Origin of the sequence: Vibrio sp. 10N.286.49.E11, from assembly GCF_041469505.1 — a bacterium.
In the GTDB taxonomy this organism is placed as follows: domain Bacteria; phylum Pseudomonadota; class Gammaproteobacteria; order Enterobacterales; family Vibrionaceae; genus Vibrio; species Vibrio crassostreae_C.
On sequence record NZ_JBFRKQ010000071.1, the window covers coordinates 19,040 to 42,007 of the forward strand.

General features: G+C 43.3%; 32 protein-coding genes and 1 pseudogene. 29 read left to right on the forward strand and 4 right to left on the reverse strand.

Annotation, left to right across the window (positions count from 1 at the left end):
* Window positions 1-240: 240 nt before the first annotated feature.
* The 7 genes from AB4167_RS16965 (at window position 241) to AB4167_RS16995 (ending at window position 5,960) form a co-directional block, all read left to right on the forward strand.
* On the forward strand, window positions 241-495 hold the full coding sequence (locus AB4167_RS16965; protein WP_017059204.1) for a DUF3297 family protein: 255 nt from the start codon (window positions 241-243) through the stop codon (window positions 493-495).
* Window positions 496-1,000: 505 nt separating this feature from the next.
* Window positions 1,001-2,374, forward strand: a complete 1,374-nt coding sequence (glpT, locus tag AB4167_RS16970) for a glycerol-3-phosphate transporter (RefSeq protein WP_372136793.1) — start codon at window positions 1,001-1,003, stop codon at window positions 2,372-2,374.
* Between the two features lie 78 nt (window positions 2,375-2,452).
* Window positions 2,453-3,508, forward strand: coding sequence for a glycerophosphodiester phosphodiesterase (gene glpQ, locus AB4167_RS16975; RefSeq protein WP_372136794.1), 1,056 nt, complete (start codon window positions 2,453-2,455; stop codon window positions 3,506-3,508).
* A 225-nt stretch (window positions 3,509-3,733) separates the two neighbouring features.
* A complete protein-coding gene (locus AB4167_RS16980; protein WP_372136833.1) occupies window positions 3,734-4,198 on the forward strand; it encodes an ASCH domain-containing protein in 465 nt (154 codons plus the stop codon).
* 130 nt (window positions 4,199-4,328) lie between these two features.
* Window positions 4,329-4,823, forward strand: coding sequence for an HAD family hydrolase (locus tag AB4167_RS16985; RefSeq protein WP_136982728.1), 495 nt, complete (start codon window positions 4,329-4,331; stop codon window positions 4,821-4,823).
* A 121-nt stretch (window positions 4,824-4,944) separates the two neighbouring features.
* Window positions 4,945-5,325, forward strand: a complete 381-nt coding sequence (locus tag AB4167_RS16990; protein WP_017099881.1) for an STAS/SEC14 domain-containing protein — start codon at window positions 4,945-4,947, stop codon at window positions 5,323-5,325.
* A 233-nt stretch (window positions 5,326-5,558) separates the two neighbouring features.
* Entirely contained in the window at window positions 5,559-5,960 is a 402-nt protein-coding gene (locus AB4167_RS16995; protein ID WP_136982727.1) for an NUDIX domain-containing protein, read from the forward strand.
* A gap of 53 nt (window positions 5,961-6,013) precedes the next feature.
* On the opposite strand, the gene AB4167_RS17000 is transcribed toward AB4167_RS16995, so the two are convergent.
* Entirely contained in the window at window positions 6,014-6,415 is a 402-nt protein-coding gene (locus AB4167_RS17000) for a YkgJ family cysteine cluster protein (protein ID WP_017065706.1), read from the reverse strand.
* A gap of 209 nt (window positions 6,416-6,624) precedes the next feature.
* Between AB4167_RS17000 and AB4167_RS17005 the strand changes: the two genes are divergently transcribed.
* From AB4167_RS17005 to AB4167_RS17070, 14 genes and pseudogenes are all read left to right on the forward strand, one after another.
* Window positions 6,625-6,786: a hypothetical protein gene (locus AB4167_RS17005; RefSeq protein WP_057622458.1), complete on the forward strand. Its 162-nt coding sequence runs from the start codon at window positions 6,625-6,627 to the stop codon at window positions 6,784-6,786.
* Window positions 6,786-7,484, forward strand: coding sequence for a pseudouridine synthase (locus AB4167_RS17010; RefSeq protein ID WP_136982726.1), 699 nt, complete (start codon window positions 6,786-6,788; stop codon window positions 7,482-7,484). Before AB4167_RS17005 ends, AB4167_RS17010 begins: the two co-directional genes overlap by 1 nt.
* Before the next feature lie 65 nt (window positions 7,485-7,549).
* Window positions 7,550-7,831 (forward strand): annotated as a pseudogene (locus tag AB4167_RS17015) (glyoxalase); the annotation flags it as partial.
* 68 nt (window positions 7,832-7,899) lie between these two features.
* Window positions 7,900-8,256 (forward strand): hypothetical protein, encoded by a 357-nt coding sequence (locus AB4167_RS17020; RefSeq protein WP_136982724.1) that lies wholly within the window; start codon window positions 7,900-7,902, stop codon window positions 8,254-8,256.
* A gap of 36 nt (window positions 8,257-8,292) precedes the next feature.
* On the forward strand, window positions 8,293-8,763 hold the full coding sequence (locus tag AB4167_RS17025; protein WP_372136795.1) for a GNAT family N-acetyltransferase: 471 nt from the start codon (window positions 8,293-8,295) through the stop codon (window positions 8,761-8,763).
* 77 nt (window positions 8,764-8,840) lie between these two features.
* A complete protein-coding gene (locus AB4167_RS17030; RefSeq protein WP_017061800.1) occupies window positions 8,841-9,185 on the forward strand; it encodes a VOC family protein in 345 nt (114 codons plus the stop codon).
* Window positions 9,186-9,304: 119 nt separating this feature from the next.
* Window positions 9,305-9,721, forward strand: a complete 417-nt coding sequence (locus AB4167_RS17035; protein ID WP_017061801.1) for a VOC family protein — start codon at window positions 9,305-9,307, stop codon at window positions 9,719-9,721.
* A 129-nt stretch (window positions 9,722-9,850) separates the two neighbouring features.
* Complete coding sequence (locus tag AB4167_RS17040; protein ID WP_017063928.1) at window positions 9,851-10,432, forward strand: HD domain-containing protein; 582 nt, start codon at window positions 9,851-9,853, stop codon at window positions 10,430-10,432.
* 203 nt (window positions 10,433-10,635) lie between these two features.
* Window positions 10,636-10,893, forward strand: a complete 258-nt coding sequence (locus AB4167_RS17045; protein WP_372133812.1) for a hypothetical protein — start codon at window positions 10,636-10,638, stop codon at window positions 10,891-10,893.
* A gap of 181 nt (window positions 10,894-11,074) precedes the next feature.
* A complete protein-coding gene (locus tag AB4167_RS17050) occupies window positions 11,075-11,539 on the forward strand; it encodes a DUF302 domain-containing protein (RefSeq protein ID WP_017061805.1) in 465 nt (154 codons plus the stop codon).
* Between the two features lie 267 nt (window positions 11,540-11,806).
* Window positions 11,807-12,322: an adenylate kinase gene (locus AB4167_RS17055; protein ID WP_136982722.1), complete on the forward strand. Its 516-nt coding sequence runs from the start codon at window positions 11,807-11,809 to the stop codon at window positions 12,320-12,322.
* Between the two features lie 132 nt (window positions 12,323-12,454).
* Window positions 12,455-12,679 carry a hypothetical protein gene (locus tag AB4167_RS17060; protein ID WP_017061807.1) on the forward strand — a complete coding sequence of 75 codons (225 nt, stop codon included), beginning with the start codon at window positions 12,455-12,457 and terminating at the stop codon, window positions 12,677-12,679.
* A 138-nt stretch (window positions 12,680-12,817) separates the two neighbouring features.
* Window positions 12,818-13,846, forward strand: coding sequence for a radical SAM protein (locus AB4167_RS17065; RefSeq protein ID WP_017061808.1), 1,029 nt, complete (start codon window positions 12,818-12,820; stop codon window positions 13,844-13,846).
* Window positions 13,847-13,863: 17 nt separating this feature from the next.
* Window positions 13,864-14,415 carry a DUF1349 domain-containing protein gene (locus tag AB4167_RS17070; RefSeq protein ID WP_017061809.1) on the forward strand — a complete coding sequence of 184 codons (552 nt, stop codon included), beginning with the start codon at window positions 13,864-13,866 and terminating at the stop codon, window positions 14,413-14,415.
* 94 nt (window positions 14,416-14,509) lie between these two features.
* Here the strand turns inward: AB4167_RS17070 and AB4167_RS17075 are convergent, their stop codons facing one another.
* Window positions 14,510-14,842 (reverse strand): PBPRA1643 family SWIM/SEC-C metal-binding motif protein, encoded by a 333-nt coding sequence (locus AB4167_RS17075; RefSeq protein ID WP_017068336.1) that lies wholly within the window; start codon window positions 14,840-14,842, stop codon window positions 14,510-14,512.
* A gap of 255 nt (window positions 14,843-15,097) precedes the next feature.
* On the opposite strand from AB4167_RS17075, the gene AB4167_RS17080 reads away from it, so the two are divergent.
* The 7 genes from AB4167_RS17080 to AB4167_RS17110 all read left to right on the forward strand — a co-directional run bounded on the left by AB4167_RS17080 (window position 15,098) and on the right by AB4167_RS17110 (window position 18,959).
* Complete coding sequence (locus AB4167_RS17080) at window positions 15,098-15,814, forward strand: HAD family hydrolase (protein ID WP_372136796.1); 717 nt, start codon at window positions 15,098-15,100, stop codon at window positions 15,812-15,814.
* Between the two features lie 51 nt (window positions 15,815-15,865).
* Window positions 15,866-16,249 (forward strand): nuclear transport factor 2 family protein, encoded by a 384-nt coding sequence (locus AB4167_RS17085; RefSeq protein ID WP_102428711.1) that lies wholly within the window; start codon window positions 15,866-15,868, stop codon window positions 16,247-16,249.
* Between the two features lie 71 nt (window positions 16,250-16,320).
* On the forward strand, window positions 16,321-17,052 hold the full coding sequence (locus AB4167_RS17090) for a glucose 1-dehydrogenase (protein WP_372136797.1): 732 nt from the start codon (window positions 16,321-16,323) through the stop codon (window positions 17,050-17,052).
* Between the two features lie 93 nt (window positions 17,053-17,145).
* The gene (gene catB, locus AB4167_RS17095; RefSeq protein WP_372136798.1) at window positions 17,146-17,778 is read left to right on the forward strand and encodes a type B chloramphenicol O-acetyltransferase; all 633 of its coding nucleotides are present in this window, start codon (window positions 17,146-17,148) and stop codon (window positions 17,776-17,778) included.
* 170 nt (window positions 17,779-17,948) lie between these two features.
* Window positions 17,949-18,200 (forward strand): Rho-binding antiterminator, encoded by a 252-nt coding sequence (locus AB4167_RS17100; protein WP_017068339.1) that lies wholly within the window; start codon window positions 17,949-17,951, stop codon window positions 18,198-18,200.
* Between the two features lie 8 nt (window positions 18,201-18,208).
* Entirely contained in the window at window positions 18,209-18,442 is a 234-nt protein-coding gene (locus AB4167_RS17105) for a hypothetical protein (protein WP_004733848.1), read from the forward strand.
* A gap of 67 nt (window positions 18,443-18,509) precedes the next feature.
* Window positions 18,510-18,959: a GyrI-like domain-containing protein gene (locus AB4167_RS17110; RefSeq protein WP_372136799.1), complete on the forward strand. Its 450-nt coding sequence runs from the start codon at window positions 18,510-18,512 to the stop codon at window positions 18,957-18,959.
* A 223-nt stretch (window positions 18,960-19,182) separates the two neighbouring features.
* Here AB4167_RS17110 and AB4167_RS17115 read toward each other — a convergent pair whose 3' ends face one another.
* Window positions 19,183-19,773: a glutathione S-transferase gene (locus tag AB4167_RS17115; protein ID WP_372136834.1), complete on the reverse strand. Its 591-nt coding sequence runs from the start codon at window positions 19,771-19,773 to the stop codon at window positions 19,183-19,185.
* 173 nt (window positions 19,774-19,946) lie between these two features.
* Between AB4167_RS17115 and AB4167_RS17120 the strand changes: the two genes are divergently transcribed.
* On the forward strand, window positions 19,947-22,202 hold the full coding sequence (locus AB4167_RS17120) for a peptidase U32 family protein (protein ID WP_102319786.1): 2,256 nt from the start codon (window positions 19,947-19,949) through the stop codon (window positions 22,200-22,202).
* A gap of 175 nt (window positions 22,203-22,377) precedes the next feature.
* Here the strand turns inward: AB4167_RS17120 and AB4167_RS17125 are convergent, their stop codons facing one another.
* Entirely contained in the window at window positions 22,378-22,842 is a 465-nt protein-coding gene (locus AB4167_RS17125) for an acyl-CoA thioesterase (RefSeq protein WP_372136800.1), read from the reverse strand.
* Window positions 22,843-22,968 lie beyond the last annotated feature (126 nt).

Here is a 22,968-nt window from a genome sequence, read left to right on the forward strand (position 1 = left end):
TCGGAATAAAAGCCTGATATTAGTTTATCTGCCGTTCGAGTAATGAATTTCTCCCTTTCATCCATAATGCATAAACCTGTTAAATTTTCGTTGAAACTCATGCCGATATCGCCTTTAAATCAAACAACTAGCTGTTGATTAAAACGATCAAGACGATTTATTGCAGCAGTTGTTGAGCACAAAGCCTATATTGACTAGAATGACGCACTTTTTTTATTTACGTACATACAGGTAATGAACATGAGCGATACTAATTCAAGACCAGCTTTACCAGATCATCTTGCAGGCAACCCACGCAGCCCACACCACGTTGCTGAGTGTTTCGAATACCCAATCGGCATTCGTCTAAATGGTAAAGAGCGTACTGATGTTGAAGAATACTGCATCAGCGAAGGTTGGGTTAAGATCCCTTCTCCAAAAGCGCTAGATCGTTTTGGTCAGCCAATGCTTATTACTCTAAAAGGCACTGTAGAAGCTTTTTACATCGACGCATAATCATGTCGTGTGGCTAGCTAATACTTCGAGTAATTAGCTAATGTTTGCTTAATTAGCCAACATCAAGCCACCAAGCGTTATTACCTAAAAGGGTCTAGAGAAATCTAGACCCTTTTTGTTTGCATTGATTTTAGCGAACTTCTTTAACCAATAGCCCAAACCACCTTCATAACTCCACAGATTCAACCAAAATTGTTGTTATTCACTATGCATTCGCAGTAATAACAAAGTTGTTGTTGGTTGATTTATGTTCGCTCGCTCTTTTTGAATTTATTCGTACTCGAAAGTTCTGATGTTTAATTAAACAGATACAAACAAAAATATGAAGCGCAGTCTAATTAAATGAAACTAATATGCTGTATTTAAAGTTATTTTTTGTTAATAACTACCTCTATCACAGAAATTAATCCTGAAGCACATACAATTCCCTTGATTTCGAATGAGCGCTAAATTTTTTCGTTCGAGCATTTAAATTCTTCCTTCGCCCAATAATTATGAGGTTCCTATGTTTGGAATATTCAAACCTATGGCGCATATCGATCGCTTGTCATCAGATAAGATCGATAGCACCTACACACGACTACGATGGCAGCTGTTTCTTGGCATCTTCGTTGGCTATGCGGGGTACTACTTAGTCCGTAAAAACTTTAGTTTGGCGATGCCTTATCTCATTGAACAAGGTTTTAGCCGTGGAGAACTAGGGGTTGCATTAGCGGCGGTATCTATCGCTTACGGCTTATCTAAGTTCTTAATGGGCAGTGTTTCTGACCGTTCTAACCCTCGTTACTTCCTCAGCGGTGGCTTGTTAATGTCGGCACTGGTGATGTTCTGCTTTGGCTTTATGCCTTGGGCAACAGGCAGCATCACTGCGATGTTTATCCTGCTGTTCTTGAATGGTTGGTTCCAAGGTATGGGTTGGCCAGCTTGTGGACGAACCATGGTCCACTGGTGGTCACGAAAAGAACGTGGTGAGATAGTGTCAGTATGGAACGTTGCTCACAACGTGGGTGGCGGTTTGATTGGCCCAATGTTCTTGTTGGGGCTGTGGGCTTTTAACGACGATTGGCGAACCGCTTTTTATGTTCCTGCATTTTTTGCCACTCTCGTTGCTGTCTTTGTTTGGTTTACTGTAAGAGATACACCTCAATCTTGCGGCTTACCACCGATTGAAGAACATAAAGACGATTACCCAGACGACTACGATACGTCTCATGAGAAAGAAATGACGGCGAAAGAGATCTTCTTTAAGTACGTTTTCTCTAACAAACTGTTGTGGTCAATCGCTATTGCCAATGCGTTTGTTTACCTTATCCGCTATGGCGTACTCGATTGGGCTCCAGTTTACTTAAAAGAAGCAAAAGACTTCTCTGTAGATAAATCATCTTGGGCTTACTTCTTGTATGAGTGGGCAGGTATCCCTGGCACCTTATTGTGTGGTTGGATTTCAGATAAGTTATTCAAAGGCCGACGTGCACCTGCAGGTATCTTGTTCATGGTTCTAGTGACAGTCGCTGTGTTGGTATATTGGCTGAATCCAGCAGGTAACCCAACGGTTGATATGCTGGCACTGGTTGCGATTGGTTTCCTTATCTATGGTCCTGTAATGCTGATCGGTTTGTATGCACTGGAACTAGCGCCTAAGAAAGCAGCGGGTACAGCGGCTGGTCTAACGGGTTTGTTTGGTTACTTAGGTGGCGCGGTTGCTGCGAACGCAATACTCGGCTTTATGGTTGACCATTATGGATGGGATGGTGGTTTCACTATCTTGGTTGGCGCTTGTGTCGCTTCAATCATCTGTTTGGTATACGCATTTATTGGTGAGCGTAAGCACCATAAAGAGAAAAGCCTCGAACGTGAAAAAGAAGCGCTAACTCAATAGTGTATTTACAAAACCACATCGACTAATAAACGACAGAGGCAGGTATATCCTGCTTCTGTTTTATCAAGGGAAACAATAATGAAAACAACGTCACTGTCTCTGACCTTATTAGCACTAAGCTTATCTGCACAAGCGTTCGCTGAGCCTTTAGTGATTGCTCATCGCGGTGCTTCTGGTTATTTACCTGAACACACATTACCCGCCAAAGCGCTGGCTTATGCGATGAAACCCGATTACATCGAACAAGATGTCGTGATGACCAAAGACGACCAATTGGTGGTGTTACATGATCACTATCTTGATCGAGTAACAGATGTCGCTGACCGCTTTCCAACACGCGCTCGTGCAGACGGTCGCTTCTACGCAATTGATTTTACGCTTGCAGAGATCAAATCTCTGAAAGTGACCGAAGGCTTTAACCTAGATGAACAAGGTAACAGAGTGGCAGGGTACCCAACGCGCTTCCCAATGTGGCAGTCTGATTTCCGTGTCGCTACCTTTGCAGAAGAAATCGAACTGATCCAAGGGTTAAATAAGACCTTAGGTTATGACGTAGGTATCTATCCTGAAATTAAAGCACCTTGGTTCCATCGCCATGAAGGCAAAGACATATCTAAAGCGGTACTAGCCACATTACAGCAATATGGTTACCTATCGAAAGATGACAAAGTGTATTTACAGTGTTTCGATGCTAATGAACTTCAGCGCATAAATGATGAACTCATGCCGGCGATGGAGATGGATCTTAAGCTCGTTCAGTTGATGGCCTATACAGACTGGAACGAAACCATGACTTACAAGGGCGATAAAGCAACGCCATACAGTTATGACTGGATGTTTGAAGCGGGTGGTATGGAAAAAGTTGCGACTTATGCGGAAGGAGTAGGCCCTTGGAAGCCAATGTTGGTGGACGATGCATCGACCAAAGATAACATCATCATTAAACCATTAATGAAATCTGCCAAAGATGCAGGCTTAGATGTTCATCCGTACACGTTCCGCGCTGATCCAGGCCGAATTCCAGGTTATGTCGATAACTTCGATGGCATGTTGGATGTGTTTTATAACCAAGTGAAAGTCGACGGGGTGTTTACTGATTTCCCAGACAAAGCAGTCGACTTCTTAAACCGTTAATTGGTTAATCCACAATAAAATACAAAGAGTTAAAAGCACTGCTTGAAGGTGTTTTTAGCTCTTTTTTTGATCTAACAATCCTGCATTAAATCTACACTCTTAGTACACACTTTAATCGTTACTTGATTTACACCGTTTACACTCCTTGATAGGTTACGCGCAATGCAGTCAGGTGCTCAATATGTAGCGCTTCTGGCTGAAACGAATATTGAAAATGGACACATCATGGAAGAAAGAAGCAAAGCTTATCTCGATAGCTACCTCAACACATTACCAGCGGACGTTGCTTCGCAATACACCTCTTTTAGTTCCGACTATTACTGTGCTGACGAATACAACGCCAACCTCTGCGCGCAGTTAATTCTTAAAGGTGAAAAACAAGCGTCTTGCGGCCTTGAATATTGGTACAGCCATGAAGGCGAGACGAGACCAGTAGTTGGTCACTTGCAAGTCGTCACTGACTGGGATGGCAAGCCAGTTTGCATTGTAGAGATCACGTCGGTGTCGTCGTGCCTATACAACGAAGTGACGGCGGAGTTTGCTGCCGCCGAAGGTGAGGGCGATAAATCACTCGAATGGTGGAGAGAAGCTCACTGGAATTTCTTCTCACGTGAATGTGAAGAGCTCAAAATCTCACCAAGTGAAGACATGTTACTTATGTTGGAGCGTTTCAAAGTGGTTTATCAATAAAGGGTATTTTGTGTTTAGAAGATCGTGCTCCATAAACAGTAACAAGGTTGTCCATAATGAGCCTAACCGTCCGAGAAGTTTTTATAGGCTCGCTTAAACATTAGATAATTCATCGTATGCAGGAGGCAAGATGACAAAGCTAATCGAATTAACAGAAATAGTCTTATTCGACTGGGGCAATACGCTGATGGTCGATTTCCCAGACGCACAAGGGAAGATGTGTGACTGGGAAACCGTACAAGAAGTGAGTGGTGCTCGTGCATTACTGGGGGAGTTGTCGAAAACTCATCTAGTTTATGTTGCTACCAATGCTGGTGATTCCAGTAAAGACGACATCATTCGAGCCTTTGAGCGTGTTGGCCTGTCTCAATATATCTTGGGTTACTTTTGTAAGGCGAGCATTGGCTTTTCTAAGTTCGAGTCGGGGTTCTATCCTGCCATTATTTCTAAGCTCGGTGTTTCACCACAAGAGATCACCATGGTAGGCGACACTCTAGAGAAAGACATTTACCCAGCACTTGAAGCGGGTTTGCAAGCGGTGTGGTTGAACACGGAAGGTGCTGAGCTTAAGTCACAGCATCCGGGTATCGTACAAGTTCAATCCCTAAGCGAACTGTTGGAGTAGCGCGATTAACTCTCTGATATTAAGTTCAGATAAAGCGCTTGTCCGTTTTGACGTAAACCTCTCATCTCTTTGCTGTTTAATCCTCTAAGCTAACTCTAGTTTCTACTATGAGGGCTAGGTTATGAGTATCGAACGTCATGGAATATCGGTTGGAATTGAACGTGTTAGCGGTGAAACCATCGTTGTGTTTAAAGCGAAAGGCAAGCTTACACACGATGACTATCAAGCAATGATGCCAATTCTAAATACCACGCTAGAAGAACTCGATTCATCTGAACTCAAGATGCTGGTCGATATCTCAACCTTAACAGGATGGGAGTTACGTGCAGCTTGGGATGATTTTAAACTGGGATTAGAGCTCAATTCGAAGATAGACAAAATCGCGATTTATGGCGATAAAAGCTGGCAAGAATTCGCTTCAAAAGTAGGGAGCTGGTTTGTGTCCGGTGAGATTAAGTCATTCGAAGACCATGACTCTGCGCTTAAGTGGCTAGTCGATTGATACTATTCGCGGGCAGCTAGAGAGCAGTTCGTAAACATCGCCAATGACAGTTGATGAGCATTGTCTCGAACGCTGTCATTTTTCGTTTTGGTTATGATATTTCCTATTTGATTCAATAGAGTATATTCCTTCCAGCGTGTAACATACCCAGGCTTTGTTTGGTCGTGACTAATAGAATAGCGCGGCCAGATTCAGTAATAACGAGAACTAAAACAGAAATAAGGTCTAACGACATGCATAAGGTAATTGATAAGCTGGCTTGGATATTCATCAAAGACGGCAAGTTGTTGATGGTGAGATCAAAAGACAAAGAACTGTTCTATCTACCGGGTGGTAAGCGTGAAGCTGGCGAAAGTGATGAGCAAGCACTGGTTCGCGAAATCAAAGAAGAGATCTCAGTCGATTTAGTGCCTGATTCCATCAAATACGTCGAGACGTTTACAGGCCAAGCTGATGGTAAAGCGGAAGGCGTATCGGTGCAATTGACTTGTTATCTTGCTGATTATACTGGCGAACTGTCTCCAGATGCCGAAATTGAAGAGCTTAAGTTTGTGGATGGCAACGACAAAGCGGTATGTTCATTGGCGGCACTGGTTGCGCTTGATTGGTTAGAAGCGAACCAGTATTTGGCTTAAGGTTTTAGCTGATATTAGCTCATGCTGAAGATTGATCTTCAAAAGATCATCGCTTACGAATAGCTTGAAGGGCGGCTGTCTTTCATCAACAGGTCGAGTTTCCTTTGAGCTTTCTTCGTGTCTTGTAAATCCACCACCTCAATCATTTCACACTCATCTCGTACCATCTCATTAATTAGGCTTGGGTAGTGTCGGCAATCTTCTGGTCGGTCTAAGTAAATGCTACATGTGTACTTGGCTTGAGCCTTGGTGTCTTTCGTCGGAACCAGCTCCAGAAAAGGGCAGCGAGTTAAACGTTCGCCAGATTCAGGGTCGAACCAGATCTCGCTTCCTCGAACATATTCAAAGATGTCTGGGTTGAACAACTCCCACAAATCGATCTCTTCTTGAGTCGCGGCAAGGTCGCCATCTCCGTATTTGATACAGCATTTTCCGCATTGATTACAATCTTTCATTATCGACTTCATAAGTTGGTGAGCTTTTATCATTTTACCACTGATAGCCGTGGCACGTTGATTTTGTTGTTCATGGTTAAGCCGTTACGGGGAGGGATCTTGGAATGGCGGTGCTTAAAATCAATTTATCTATGCACCACCACTCCAATCAAAGCTGTAAACAGTGATACAATTTGCGTCTCTCACGTTATTCAAGCAAAGGCATCAAAATGAGAACCGTATACACCACCGAAGGCAACATCAACGCAAAGAAACAGAAAGACGCTTACCCAAAGTTAGCGCTATGTGACAAGTGTGTTGGCGACTATGTGGTTATCGAGCAAGGTGAACGAACTTACAAGCCTTGTGCTAAATGTGGTGCCGACGATTAATGCGCCTTGATAAATACCTATGTAAAAGCACTGACCTGACCAAGCCTGAAGCGATTGAACGCATCCATAATGGCGAGGTGAACGTAAACAGTGAAACAGTCACCGATGAATCGACTCAGGTTCATGAAACCAACGCCATCTTGTTTAATGGCATGCCGCTTAAATTGCGTGAATTTCGATACCTCTTAATGCACAAGCCTGCGGGTACTATCTGTTCTAATGTCGATGAAGTTTATCCTTCATTGTTCAACTACATCGAGATAGACAAAGCATCAGAACTGCACATCGCAGGGCGCTTAGATGCCGACACCACAGGTTTAGTCTTAATTACCGATGATGGGCGCTGGTCATTCAATATTACGCTGCCAACCAAGTCTTGTAAGAAGGTGTATCGCGTGACATTGTCACGAGATATCAAAGACGATGTCGCTGATAAGTTTAAAGCGGGCATTCAATTGCAGGGCGAACAAAAGCCGACGCGTCCGGCAGAGCTCGAGGTGATTACCAGTAAAGAAGTGCTGTTGACCATTACAGAAGGCAAGTTTCATCAAGTAAAACGAATGTTTGCTGCGGTCGGGAATCGAGTTGTTGGCCTACACCGTGAACAGATTGGTCACGTTCGTTTGGATGTTGAAGCAGGCCAGTGGCGTTATCTAACTAAAGCCGAAGTCGACTCATTTCAGCAAGACTCTGAATAAACACCGTAACCACTTAAAGCGTTAAGCGTGTCAGCACAAGAACATCAACACTATAAGGATGTAGGATGGAAAACCTCAAAGTCTCAGAGATTAAGTCTTTCGTACCCGCGAAAGACTTCGATTTATCCAAGCGTTTTTACCAGTCAATCGGCTTTGAAGTGAAGTCTGAATTTCACGATATCGCCTATCTACGACACGGCAGTTGTGCGTTCCTTCTGCAAAACTTTTATGAACCTGCGCACTGTCACAATTACATGATGCACTTGCTGGTTGAAGACGTAAAAAGTTGGTATCAAAACATCCAAAACTCTAATGTAGTGTCGGAATTTGAAGTTACCGTTTCCGATTGAGATTGAATTTGTAACAGATTCGCAGGCATCCGCCCAATATCAAAACAATCCTGGAGTATTTAGAAATGTTGTTTTCTAGTCTGTCTAAACCATTGGTTCATGGCTCCGAGTTATGTTCTGAACTGCTCAATTTCTTAACCGAGCATAAACGTGAATTCGAAGAAAAATTAATTCCTGATCTGTCATACATCGATGATATGGCACATGTGGTGAACGGTATCAAAATCAAAGACGTTCTACACATCAATGCGAATCAATACCGACTTCAATATTCGTTTGATTGGGAGTTGTTTCTAGGTTGTTCAGATAGGAACGAAACCGGTGTAGAGAATGGAAGTGTTCTATTCACTCTTGAGGACGATAACGTTCTTAATATCAACTTCCCAAAATACGGTTCTCGAGACACTAGCGATGAGCTCTAGTCGGTTCTTCGTGGGTGCTATACAGAAGGAACAACAATGATAACTATCGAAAGGCTTGAAGATTCACATGTGGCGTTAGTTCAGGCCATCCAACTCGCCGATGAACAGGTTAAGTTCGCTGGTACAGCTGCAGAGTTTTTATTAGACGGCAGTGAAACGACGCACTTGCACGTGATTAAGTCTGATAACGAAGTTGTGGGTTTCTTTAAGCTGGATATCGCTTACGCAGAGCACTACGAATTCTGCCCTGAAGGAAGCATTGGCTTGAGAGCTTTTGTGCTTGATAAAAACCAGCAAGGTAAAGGTTTAGGAACAGGCACGGTGAAGGCTTTGTTTCCGTATTTAAAAGCGAATTACTCAGCGTATCAGTCGATTTACTTAACTGTGAATTGCAAAAATCCGGCAGCATTCAACTGTTATAAGAAAGGCGGCTTCGAAGATATCAATCAACAGTATTTAGGTGGCGCAGCAGGCCCGCAATTTATCATGCGCGGTCGAATTGCTTAGTAATAAATTATTGATGAGAAACACCTGCACAGCTGTATGCAGGTTGAGAGTCTTAAAGAACACGAGAAGGAAATTTGATGAAGGTTCAATATCTTGAAGTGGTTACCCCAGAGGTCGATGTCGTTTGTGCAACATACGCTCAGCTCTACAACGTGAAATTCAGTGGTGCAGATGTGAACCTTGGTGGGGCGCGCACTGCAAAGCTATCTAATGGCGGGGTAATTGGCATTCGAGCACCGCTTCGTGAAACTGAAGAACCAACTGTTCGTCATTACACGTTGGTTGAGGATATTCAGTCTGCAGTAACTGCAGCCGAGAAACTAGGCGCCGAAGTTGCGGTGCCGCCAATGGAGTTACCACGTCACGGGATGTGTGCCATTGTCATTCAAGGTGGCGTCGAGCTCGGATTCTGGCAGTTATAAATGATGTATACCTTTTAGATTGTGACGGACGAGATACTACGATTTATGATGCGACACCTAGTGTCTTTACCTGCTTCATGGCATCATTCCACGCAGCTAAAACCCCAACAAGGTATGTTATGAAACAGAATATTGTCCACATTGCACTCGTGGTAAAAGACTACGATGAAGCGCTTGATTTCTATGTAAACAAGCTTAAGTTTGATCTCATCGAAGACACGTATCTGCCAGAAGAAGATAAGCGCTGGGTTGTTGTTGCTCCACCAAATTCAACCGGTGTGAGCCTGTTACTTGCTAGAGCTTCCAAGCCAGAGCAACTCGATTTCATCGGCAACCAAGCTGGTGGACGCGTATTCCTATTCTTAAACACCGATGACTTCTGGCGTGATTACGAACGTATGACGTCTTTGGGCATTAACTTTGTCCGAGAGCCTAAAGAGCAAGGCTACGGCACCGTTGCTGTGTTTGAAGATCTTTACGGTAACTTGTGGGATCTGCTTCAGTTAAATCCTGAACACCCTATGGCTAACAGGTAGATAAGCTTAGCCCACAACCATCGGGTGTTGCGTATTACAAAATGTCGGTTCATTGGGAGTAACGCTTCTCTTTCGTTAGGTTAACCCTCCGCACCGCTAAATCATCAACTTAAGTTAAGGAAGCTCATCGTGGAAGAAATCAAAGGCATTCTGCAATTCATGGTCGAGATTGAACAATTAAAGGATGTTCATCGACAGACAAAACCGGTTGGATTGGATCGATATGAAAACTCCGCTGAGCACAGTTGGCACGTCTGTTTGAGCGCACTCATGTTGAAAGACTATGCCAATGAAGAAATCGATATTACGCGAGTAATGAAGATGCTGCTGATTCATGATCTTGGGGAAATCGATGCCGGAGACACCATCATTTATGCCAGTGAAACCGAAGAAAACAAGCTCAAAGAGAGAAACTGCGTCGAGCGGTTGCTGAAATCATTGCCGAGCCATTCAACAAGCGAGTATTTGGATTTATGGCTTGAGTTCGAAGCCGGTGAGTCACCAGAAGCTAGATTTTGTAAGGCGATCGATAGAGTGCCGCCTTTGCTTCATAACATCCATGGTGGTGGTCACAGCTGGAAGAAGCACAACATATCCAAAGACAAAGTACTGACCTTCAATGGCGAGCGTATTTCTAAAGGCAGTCGTGCCTTATGGAAAGAGCTAGAAGTGCAACTTGAAGGTGCTGCGGAAAAAGGGCTATTAAAGTAAAAGTTAATTTCATACCTTAGCGTAAGAATAGCTTTAGCTTTTCAATGAGGGAGATCTCGATGGTAACTGATTCAAGATGCATGGCACTTACCTTGTGTCTCATTTCTTTCTAATAAAACTCTAGTGGACAACAATAAGTTCGAGAACCGAGTGATAAGTTGTTAGTATGCATCAAATTTATAAATATCAGTTGGCTTATATAAATGCTTGATAATAAGTATATTAAACACCCTTATCACTGTGAGCAGTGCGACGCACTTACCCCGCACCTTGCTGTTAGCGCTTCCGATGCTGAATCAAAAGCGGACGCTGAATCTGAAAAGAAGCAATGGAAGCTAGGCGTGTTGATGGAGTACCTGATGACGTTATTGTTTAGAGGTGACCATAAAGTTCCCGGTTTTTATGTCGACAGTGATTACGAATACCAATGTGAGAAATGTGGAACCAAATCGTGGCACTGATCGTGTGTTTAACTTTTGAAAAAATCCCCACCTAAACTGATGATAATAAGACGCATTAGAAAAGTGATCCTCTCTGCAAACTGAGAATCGAATCGCGTCTATACTGACATGGGTTACGTCGCTGATTTTAGAAGTGGCGCTATGAATGTAAGTTTGATTAGGTTAAATCTCTGAGGTGACGATGAAAAAATTACTACCACTATGCGCCATTTTACTCTCTGCATCATTTTTAGCTGCGGCTTCTGATGGTTTGATTAAATACCAAAGTAATTACTCAGTGAAAGAGACCGCTGACCGCTTTGAAGAACTCGCTATAAGCAAAGGTTTGACATTGTTTGCGCGAATTGACCATCAGAAAAACGCGAGTAAGGTCGATCTTGAATTGAGACCAACGGAAGTCATCATCTTTGGTAACCCGAAAGTAGGGACACCATTAATGCAATGTGCTCAAGAAGTCGCGATAGATTTACCGCAGAAGGTGTTAGTCACTGAAGATTCAAATAAGAAAGTATGGTTGTCTTACAACGATCCTAATTACTTGGTAGAGCGTCACGCGATCAATGGCTGTGACGAGGTCGTTAAGAAAGTATCGGGTGTACTAAGCAAGCTATCAGAAGCGACAGTGGCGAAAAAGAAAGCGAAATAACCAAGACCAATTAGCACTCATTAAGACTATTAATGGGTGCGACTTGACGAGGATATAGCTTCCCAATCAACGTTTGGCTGCATTGACAACTAAGCAACAATATATAAAAGTAGTTTTATGAAACTGAATTTAGCGCCATCTAACCAACGAATTATCATCATTCCATAAGAATGGTGGGATTGTTGATGCGCTTTGTTTATCGAACCCACCCGTAAGGTGGGTTTTTTGTCGCTGTCTTATGGGTTTTATCTGAATAGAGGAAGTCATATGAAAAAGATCGCGGTTTTTGGTAAGCCTGGGAGTGGAAAGTCCACAGTCAGCAAGGCGTTAGCACTAGCTACAGGGATAGAGCTTCACCAGTTGGACTCTATTGTTTACAAGGCCAACGCAGAGTTTGTTGAACGTGAAGTATTTGAGGAGGCTCATGAGAGCATATTTAAGTCAGAAAGCTGGATCATCGATGGTTTTGGCCCTCTAGGCTCGTTCAACACACGTTTAGATGCAGCTGATACCTTGGTTTATATCGACATTCCTTATTCAACTAGCTACTGGTTTGTAACCAAGAGAATGCTCAAAGGTTTATTTGTTAAACCTGAAGGCTGGCCTGCTGGAAGCTCAGTGATAAAAGGCACGATACAAAGCTATAAGACACTACAACTGTGTCCTAAATTTTGGAATGACGACTTTAGAGCGCAGTTAGAATTGCGCGCTAAAGAGAAAGAGGTTTACATCATCAGAAGCGTGACTGAATTGAATAACTTTGTTCACCAACACTTCACTTAACAGTCGAGAGTTTACTTTTCTTTAAAACGCTCTTACTTACTCATAACTTCATGAAAATATTTAGATTTAACTCTACGTGTGGCATATTTGCCATATGTTTAGTTTGTGCTTTGAGTTAAGGAGATAGATATTATGTATGGAAGTGAGAAGACGAGAGCGTTCTGTAGTAACTGTAAGGAACTGACACTGCACAAGTACACTATGTTCAGTAACCAAGCCGAAAAAGCGCCACAACATGAAAAGAAGCCAGGGTTGCTTGGAATGATTTTATCGTCGCTAGCTTCAAGTGGCGGAAACGGTGACTATAAATGTACAAAGTGTGGAACCAATTTACGTACACCGGACAACCTTGATTAGCCTTTAACCTACTTAATACTTCAACATTCTTCTTCTTTAATTATCCGTTTTCATTTGATAATAATTCAAATTGTACCGTGTTTTTCATTGAATGAACTTCTAGTAGCCTATGCGAATAGTTAATTATTGGGCATTCAAATGACACAGTATCAGTTCCAACAAGGGCATATTCGTCCACCTTCAGAAGCGGATAGCTTATTGATTCGCACCACCCAAGGTTGTCCTTGGAACAAATGTAAATTCTGTACGCTGTTTGAGGGGATGGAGTTTGCAATTCGTCCCGTTGAAGAGATTAAGAAAGACATTTGGGCTGCGAAAGCATTCTATAAGAACCGTAAATTTGAGACCTGTTTTCTGCAAGACGGTGATTCATTCACTATGGATACCGAAGACTTGCTGGATGTGTTGAATACACTCAAACAAGCCTTCCCAGAGTTAAAGCAGATCAGCTCTTATGGACGAGCGCAAAGCATGACTAAGAAGTCGCCTGAAGAGATGAAAGCCATCTGTGATGCAGGGCTCAACATGCTTTATTGCGGTATGGAATCGGGTTCTATTGATGTTCTCAAATTGATGAAAAAAGGCATTACTCCGAAATCTATTTTGAAATCGACCGAATACGCGAAGCAAGCGGGTATGAAGATGATGACCTTCATTATCCTTGGCTTGGGTGGTAAAGAATATTCGGCGCAGCATGTTGAAGAAACGGCGGCCTTACTTAACCAAATCAACCCAGATGAAATACGCATTCTGTCGCTTGCTGTGAAGCCTGGAACCGAATTGGATGAACTGGTGCAGAATGGAGAGTTCACGCCACTTAGCGAACGTGAAATGCTTGAAGAACAATATCAATTGATCAGTAAACTAAACCGCGTGACGGGCAACTATGGTAACTATCACGGTATTAATTTGTTGATGGAACTGAACGGACAGCTGCCACAGGATAAAGCGAAGTTCTTAGCGACAATAGACCGTTTCAATATGATGAGTGAGAATGACCAGAATAACTTTATCTTGGGACGTCGCATTCATTACTACGCCGCATTGAAAGACATGGATAACCAACTTATGTACGATTCTGTACAAAGAGAGCTTAATCGCATTCAAAAGCAAAATCCCGATGAACTCGACAATGTGTTTTACCAACTCCGTCAACGCATGATCTAGCAGCAAGGACTAATAACATGAATAACCTCGTTAACTGGCAAATCAGAAATGAAAATCCGGAACATCGGTCTTTGGAAAACGGCGTGCTGACGATGCAAGTGCAAGAGGGCAATATCTTTGGTGCGGGTTCAGCTGATGTTGATAATATCTTCGTTCATCCAGTATCTAGCTCGGATTACAGCACAGAAGTGACGGTTCAATTAGATCCAAACCTCGCATTTGAACAAGCTGGGTTAGGTATTTACTGGGATAACGACAACTACATTAAAGTGAGCAAAGAGATGTTCATGGGCGAGCGTTCATTGGTGTTCGTTGTAGAACAAAATGGTCAGCCACAGATCAAGGAACGTCTGTTGTTTAGTGAATCTAGTGTGTCGGTAAAGCTCGTCAAACAAGGCGGAAAAGTCAGCGCTCATTTCCGCCCGTTAGAAAAACAACAATGGCAGGAAGTGATCACGTTTGATTCGTTAGTAGGCAGTGAACAGGGTGTGATGCTTTATACGTTCAGTGGCAGTAAGGCGACGCCTAATTTCGCCAAATTTAGTGGCTTCAGTTTGTCTGACGCCTAATAATTTGTCTTACGCTGAATAAGCTTGCTTAGCGTATAAAAAAACGGACCGATATTGCTACCGGTCCGTTTTTAAATTCTTCAAGTCAAAGCGCTTATGCACAACACTTCTTGTATTTTTTACCGCTGCCGCAAGAACACGGATCGTTACGGTTAGGGGTCTTTTCAAACGTCATCGTTTTTGGCTTGTTCAGTAGAGTATCAAGCTCGATGGTGTTCTCTTCTTTGTCTGCGTCGACTGTAACAGTAACGAAGATAGTATTTTCAGCGGCTAGTGCTTCAACTTCTGCTTTGCGCGCTTCAGTTTGAACCATTACTGCGATTGGAGATTCTTCAGTACCCGCTTTCACATCGCGGTTTACGTTGTAGCCAGCAAGAACGTGGTTCTGTCTTGTTTCGATACGGCCTTTGAAAAATAGTTTCGACATTGGGTACTCATTAAAAATGTTGAATGGCGCTATTTTTAACGGCGATAGCGCAATGGAGCAGGGATTATACGCATATATTGCAATTGATAAAGCAGTGATGTGAGCAAACACTGTTTGGTTTTTGTTTGCTAGTAACGGTTTGTTCTCTAGCTTTGCTTCTATTCGACAAATTTCGAAATTCAAGACAATAAAATTGCCCTAAATAGGCTTATGAGTGATAAATTCAAATTACTAATCGAAACAAAGAGATAGTGTATGAAGTTAGATGCCATCCTGTGGGATTACGATGGAACCATAGTCAATTCCGTTCCAAAGAATATCGCAATCACAAAAGATATTATCTCTTTAGTCGCGCCACACTTGTCAGGTGATAACTTACCTAAATATTTGCTCAGCGAAGCGCTTTATCATGAAGCCAACCACGGGGCTAAAAACTGGCAAGCCTTATATGTCGATTATTACGGTTTATCACACGATGAAATGTTGATCGCTGGTGGAATGTGGGCAGAGCATCAAGAGAAAAACCAAACAGCCGTTGCCTTGTTTGAAGGAATGGAAACCGTGGTTAATCAGTTTGCTCATCTTCCTCATGGGATCTGCTCTCAAAACTCTCAATTGAATATTCGTGGTGTGCTCGACAGCTATGGCATTGGTGATTTGTTTAAATCGGTAGTGGGTTATGACGATGTTTCGAGCGGCAACCAAAAACCCCATCCATTTGGTGGTGTGAAATGTGTCGAGAACATATTTGGCGCCGATCCGACTAACGAGCTTTGTTTGATGTACATCGGTGACCATGAAGCGGACACACAGTTTGCTCGCAATATTGAAGCCGCGCTGGGTAAAAACGCAAAAGTGATTGCCGTTGCAGCAGGTTATAGCCGATCGAAACCTGAAAATTGGCAAACCAAGCCCGATTATATTGCCAACAATGTCGATGATCTTTTAACGATCATTAGCAAGTACGCATAACGAAGCAGACATTTAAAAATCACCACACCTGAATGACTTTAAGGAAGAATAATGACACCAAAACAAGTGGTATTAGGTTTTTGGGATGCAATGCGCAGTAATGATTTTGCCAAGGCAAGCGAATGGCTAGCCGCAGATTTTGAAGGCTATTGGCCTCAGTCGTCTGAATTGACGGTAGGCCGCCACAACTTCACGGCAATCAACTCTGAATATCCAGCCAATGGTGTTTGGGAGTTCACGCTCAATTCGATTGTCTGTGAAGGTGATACGGTAGTCACGGACATTTCAGTTACTGACAGTGTGCTGAAAGACCGAGTGATCACCTTTCACACGGTTGTTGATGGTTTAATTCAAAAGCAAACTGAGTTTTGGCCAGAACCATTCGAAGCGCCGGCGTGGCGATCGCAGTGGGTTCAGATCGTATCGAACAATTAGTTTGTATCGATACGATCAGTTTGTCACGAACAATCAGGTTGCACAGAATAAGTAAACATTAGGAGGTTTCATTGAGCAAGGTAGTGGTTGTAACCGGCGGAAGCCGAGGCATTGGCGCAGCAACGTCTAAATTGTTGGCCAGTAAAGGCTATGCTGTATGCGTTAACTTCATACACAATGAGTCGCGAGCTGAAGATCTAGTAGACGAGATTCGTGAACAAGGCGGAACCGCGATAAGCGTGCGTGCGGATGTGTCTGTTGAATCGGACGTGAAATCCTTATTCGAGATTGCTCGTAACAAGCTAGGTCCAGTGACTCACTTGGTCAATAATGCCGGGATTTTGTTTACTCAGTCACCTTTGGTTGACATCGAATTGGATCGCTTTGAAAAGGTGATGAAATCGAACGTATCAAGCTGCTTCCTTTGCAGTAAAGCCTTTATTAAACAAGCTGACGGTACGGGTTCTATTGTGAATGTATCGTCTGCTGCTTCGCGAACGGGCGCACCGTTTGAGTACGTGGATTACGCAGCATCGAAAGGTGCGATGGATTCACTCACCAAAGGCTTATCGCTTGAATTGGCTTCACGTAATATCCGAGTGAATGGCGTAAGGCCTGGTTGTATTTATACTGAGATGCACGCAGATGGCGGAGAGCCTGATCGCGTAGACAGACTAGCTTCGCAGCTACCGTTACAACGAGGTGGCACACCAGAAGAGGTGGCTAACTCTATCGCATGGTTATTATCAGACGAAGCGTCGTATGTAACCGGTTCGTTTATTGATATTGCAGGCGGTCGTTAGGGCACGTTGGCATTTACACTAAGATAAACCTGTTAAAACCATAAACACGCAACAAAAGTACCCAACTAAAAGAACGAAACTAAGAGTACAAACATGAAAAACTATTTTGAAAGCCCGTTTGTTGGAAAGTCACTTAAAGAGCAAGTGACCAACCCAAACATAATTGTGGGCGAGCACAGCTATTACTCGGGTTACTACCATAACCACAGCTTTGATGACTGTGCGCGTTACCTATTACCGGATAGAACCGACATCGATAAGCTGATCATTGGCAGCTATTGCTCGATTGGTTCAGGTGCCGTATTTATGATGGCGGGAAACCAAGGCCACCAAAATCAGTGGGTCAGCACTTTCCCGTTTTTCTATCAAGACGACGAGAAGTTTGAAGGTGCGATCGACGGCTTTGAACGCTCTGGCGATACTGTGATTGGTAATGATGTGTGGATTGGCACAGAAGCGATGATCATGAGTGGTGTTAAGGTTGGTGACGGGGCGATTATCGCGAGTAGAGCGGTTGTGACCAAAGATGTCGCGCCATACTCGATTGTCGGTTCAAACCCTGCTCGCCATATCCGTTATCGATTCGATGACACTGAGATTGCTCAGTTGTTAGAAATGAAATGGTGGGAGTGGAGCGAAGAACAGATCAAAGGCGCAATGTCGTTGATGTGTTCTTCAGACATTGGTGGTTTGTACCATTATTGGAAAGGATTCTTGAAGCCTTAAATTGTCGTTCACAGATGAAATGTGAATGGTGAGAACGAGATTAAATTTAACAAATTACTCAATAATCTGATTATGGCAATGCGATTGTGATACGAGTAACTTATTGATTGTAAAGATATTGAATAGTATGGCATGTCGCATTAGCGTGGTGGATGAATTGGAAGGGTATTATGATTAGTTGCAACGATTACGATTATATTGAGATTGTGTGTATGCACCGATACCCAATCAAATTAACGCTGAAATCTGGCGAGCAGATTGAATGTGTCGGATTAGATACTCAACGCAATGATAGCCGTGAAGAGTGCATTAAAGTCAGTACTCAAGGCGAGCAACAACTTGTCGTATTAACTCAAATAGCGACATTGGATGTCTGTGTCGACAACCCTCACTTTCAGCATGTTTCATTCAAAACGTCATAGGCTTTCAAATGAATAACACCATAGAACAATGCTATTGCACCGCGTGCAGAGAAGACACACAACATGTTGTTGTGTTGGTCAGAAAGACGAGTGCGTTTGCAGACAAACCTAACCAAAAGCGAAGCGAGTTTTGGGCAGGCATGATAAAAGGTTGGTTCCTTGGCCCGTTTATCGCGTCAATGGATGAGTTTTCTCGTCACCTTGTCTGTGAAAAGTGTGGCCATAAAGAGATACAAGATTAGTCGCGTTATTTTACAAAACATTGGATTCAATACAGTTAGATCGTCAATTGGCTTAGGAATAAAATGAATGAAAGTAGAAACGATTGAAGCCGCAAAGGCGTATGGTTTTTCAGTAAGAACCACTAATACCGATGAGATTGACCCAGCCAAAGCCAAGATAGGCCAATTGTGGCAGGGCTTTTTTGACCAAGCGTTTCCAAAATTAACGCCGGATTCAAAAGTGTATGGTGTGTACACCAATTACGAGTCTGACTTTACGGGTGAATTTGATGTTATCGCTTGTACTAACGCACTCACCGATAACAATTTAGATGCGCTTGTCGAAACCGAAATACAAGCAGGCAAATACTTAACGTTTTCTGCTGAAGGTGAACTCCCTCAAGCAGTGATCGACCTATGGGGTGAAGTGTGGGCGTATTTCAGCGCTGCTGACTGCCCACATGTGAGAACTTACACGACAGATTTTGAACTATACAAAGGTGAAACTGAAGTCGAGATTTCGATAGCGATTCAGTGATCAGGTTAAAATGAACAAAAGGCTTAGCTTAGACTGTGTTTGCCAGTTAAGAGACAGTCGTTACCGGTAAAGAGACAACGGAATCCCAGTTAAGCCTTTGAATATCTGTTCTTTACAAAGAAGATAAAGTGTCACGTAACTACTTTAATACCTAGGAATTATCTATTCCAGAATTCCCCTAGATCACCCTAGATACCCTTAAGTCACCCAAAATTCTCTTAAGTTATCCAAAAACACAATCTTGCTTGGTTTCATTCCACAAAGGGTATTGCTTCATGACTTGGGTGTAGAGCTTACTTTCCAAGTGCGCTCTTAACCAACGTCCTACGTTTTGGTATTCAGATTGCACAAACCACTTCTTTTCGACCCGCACAAACTGGCTGACAAAAGGCATCACCGCAAAATCGGCCAAGCTTGGGCTTTCTCCAAAAAAGTAGGGCTGATCGGTAAGTCGCACTTCTAACTGCTTAATGAAGGTTTCGCAGGCTTGTCGGCGTTGTTCAACATCGATGTTTCGGTAACGAACCGATGCACGATACCTTTCTAAGTGACCAATAAATTCTTCATCGTTGGTTTTAATGAGCTGCTGAACTTGTTCGCTAAGCGTTGGATTGCTTGAACGCAGAAGATCTTGAGGATCGTTTTGTTGAAGTGACCAGTTCATCACATCCAAGCTCTGTTCAATGACTTGTCCATTGGGTAACACCAATACAGGCACTGTTCCTTTTGGCGAACTGGCCAATAGTTCGCTAGGCTTGTCTTTGGTAACGATTTCTCGAAGTAACACTTTTTGCTGTGATAGTGCGATGCCCATTCGTCCGCGCATTGCATAAGGGCAACGGCGTAAAGAATAAAGGATAGGTAGATCGGATTCGTTCGGCATTATTGAGGTCATTTAGTTTGAAAAGTGTTGTACGGTGGTAAAGAGATCGTGATGTGGGTAGAATACGCGGCTTAAAAATTATAAGTAAGTGAGCGACTTCAAAAATGAGCAGAAAAATTGAGTTATTAGCCCCAGGTGGCGATGTAGAAGCGATAAAAGCCGCCATCGTAGCGGGTGCTAATGCAGTTTATTGTGGTTTAGACACATTCAACGCTCGTAACAGAGCCTCTAACCTGTCGTTAGACGAATTGAATGGTGTGATTCGCCTTGCTCATGAATACGGCTGTGAAGTGTTCCTGACTCTTAACGTTGTGCTACTGGAGCACGAGACTAAGAGCATCACCAAACTGCTGAACCAGCTTGTGAACACCAAAGTGGACGGCATCATTGTTCAAGACTTAGGTTTGTTCAACCTAGTGAAGAAGCATTTCCCATCGTTAGACGTTCACGCATCGACTCAGTTAACAACGCACAACGAAGGCCAGATTAAATTCTTGTCTAAGATTGGCGCAACGCGCGTTAACTTATCTCGTGAGTTGAACTTGCCTGAAATCAAGATGCTGACGGAAGTAGCACACGATCACGACGTATTAACCGAAGTGTTCGTACACGGCGCTCTGTGTATCGCATTCTCTGGTCAATGTTACTCAAGCTCAGTAAGTGTGGGTAACTCAGGTAACCGTGGTCGTTGTAGCCAAGCGTGTCGTGATGAATACGAAATCACCAACGCGGGCAACAAGTTCCCACTCAACCTGAAAGATAACTCAGCATACTACGACCTACCTGAATTGGTTGACGCGAAAGTCGACTCACTGAAAGTAGAAGGCCGCATTAAAGGCGCACACTACGTTTACACCGTGGTAGACACATGGCGTAAACAGATTGATAGCTTTGTGGAAAGTGGTTTGTTGATAGAAGACGATTCGAACCTGCACAAAGTATTCAACCGTGATTTCACCAACTCTTTCCTAAAGGGCAACCTAACGAAAGACATGTTCATCGATAACCCGCGCGACAACAGCATGAACTACGCTGTTGAGAAAGCGACGGAGCAGAACAACGAAATCTCAGTAGTACAAATTCAAGAAGTGACCAACGAACTTCACCAAGCGAAAGACGTTCTTGGTAACGAAATGCGTGACAAGATCGAGTTCCTTGATATTCGTAAGACACCAGTAGCACTGTCGTTCAGCGCAAAAGAGGGTCAACCATTTACGGTGACTGTGAACACGCCAAAAGAGAACTTTACTCTTCAATCTAAATCGCTATTGAAAGCGGTTGAAGAGAAGGCGATTACTCAAGAGCTACTTGAGAAGCGCTTCAAAAACGTGAAGAGTGCAGTTCACACGCTAGAAAGCCACGACTTCAGTGAAGTGGATGCAGGCTTGTTGATTCCTCTAAAAGAAGTTTCAGACCTAAAAGACGAGATCGACTTCATTCTGAACGGCTCTGTGGAAGTGATTAAGCACGTTGAAGTGCCAGCACTGCCTCAGCACCCTAAAGTGAACGAGAAGCCGACTATGTCGATGCTTATCGCCGATGTAGAAGACTTACACCTGTGTGACGTGACTGACGCGGATGTTTACTTCAAACTTCCAGAAAGCTTCAAGAAGCGTTGTAACAAGTACATCGACATCTTGGCAGCAAACCCACGTTTGATTCCTTGGTTCCCAGCGGTATTGATCGGTAAAGATTACGACGAAGCGGTTCGTATTCTTGAAGAGATCAAGCCAGCTCGCATCGTAACCAACAACACGGGTATTGCTTACAAAGCTTACGAGATGGGTATTGAGTGGGTTGCAGGCCCGTTCATGAACACGACCAACTCTCACGCACTGGTTACTCTGAAAGAAGAGCTGAACTGTGCAGGCGCATTCATTTCGAACGAGATCAACAAAGGTCAGATTCGTCATATTCGTCGCCCAGAGAACTTCAAACTGTTCTACAGCATTTACCACCCAATCTTGATGATGACCAGCCGTCAGTGTTTCTTCCAAAGAACCGTGGGTTGTAACAAGCCAAGCATCGAAGCAGGTTGTATGTTGAAGTGTGAGAAAGCGACCACGATTACCAACGTGAAAGGCATCTCTTTTGCGGTTGATAAACAGAAGGGTGGCTACCCAAGCATTTACAACCACGAGCAGTTCTTGAACCACGACGCAGTAACTGACTTCTCTGGTCTGTTCGACGAGTTCTTCATTGACCTAACCAACATCGGTGCAGGTTCTAAAGAAGTGAAAGACAAAGTTGAGCTTATCAAGCATTTCGAAGCGCTACTGAACGGCGTTGAAGGTTCACAACAGAACCTAGAGCAGATGGTTGAAGTTCGAACTAATGCTCAGTACGTGCAAGGTCTATAGCGTACAAGGTTTATAGGGTTCAATGTCTATGGGCTGTAAGGCTTATAGCTTCTAACGCAAAGAGCGTTCAAGGTTTATAACGCAAGCACTCTGAACCAATAAACAAAAGGCCACTCAATCGAGTGGCCTTTTTAATGTCTGAAACTTTCTGAATCTTTCTCAACCAACGAATACGTTATTCTGTCACGGCTTCTTGTTTGAAGCATGGGCTTTTCAACGTGTTCATCTTTTCGATTTCATTGATTAAGCGCAGCGAGAGCAGGGCTTTCTGGTTCGAAGCAAAATCAAACATCACGATAGTCGCAGTGCCAACGGTCGTCAGTTTCTGTTGAGCCTTACTGACAATCGCGTATTCCATGGTGAATCGGTCATCTTGAATATCGGTAACACGTGAGCCGACCATCAAGGTATCTGGATACGTGACTGGGCGGAAATACTTACAGTAAGTGTCACCAAGAACAGGACCAACTTTGGTAATCGCCATCTCTTCCATCAGCTCGACGTGCTTGAAAAAATCTAAGCGAGCGGTTTCGAAATAGCGAAAATATACAGCGTTGTTAACGTGATTGAGTGCGTCCATTTCTCCCCAAGCGACAGGGATTTCTGTTACTACCGGGTAGTCAGATAATAGTGCTTCCATGCGAACTCTCTTATTGTTATGTAGGGATAAGTTGTTATTGGAATAAAAACCCTACCGCTAAATTAACAAAACTGCAACACGCGTGATTTAAGTTTTTGAAGCTTGAAACCACACAATGTCAGTGAC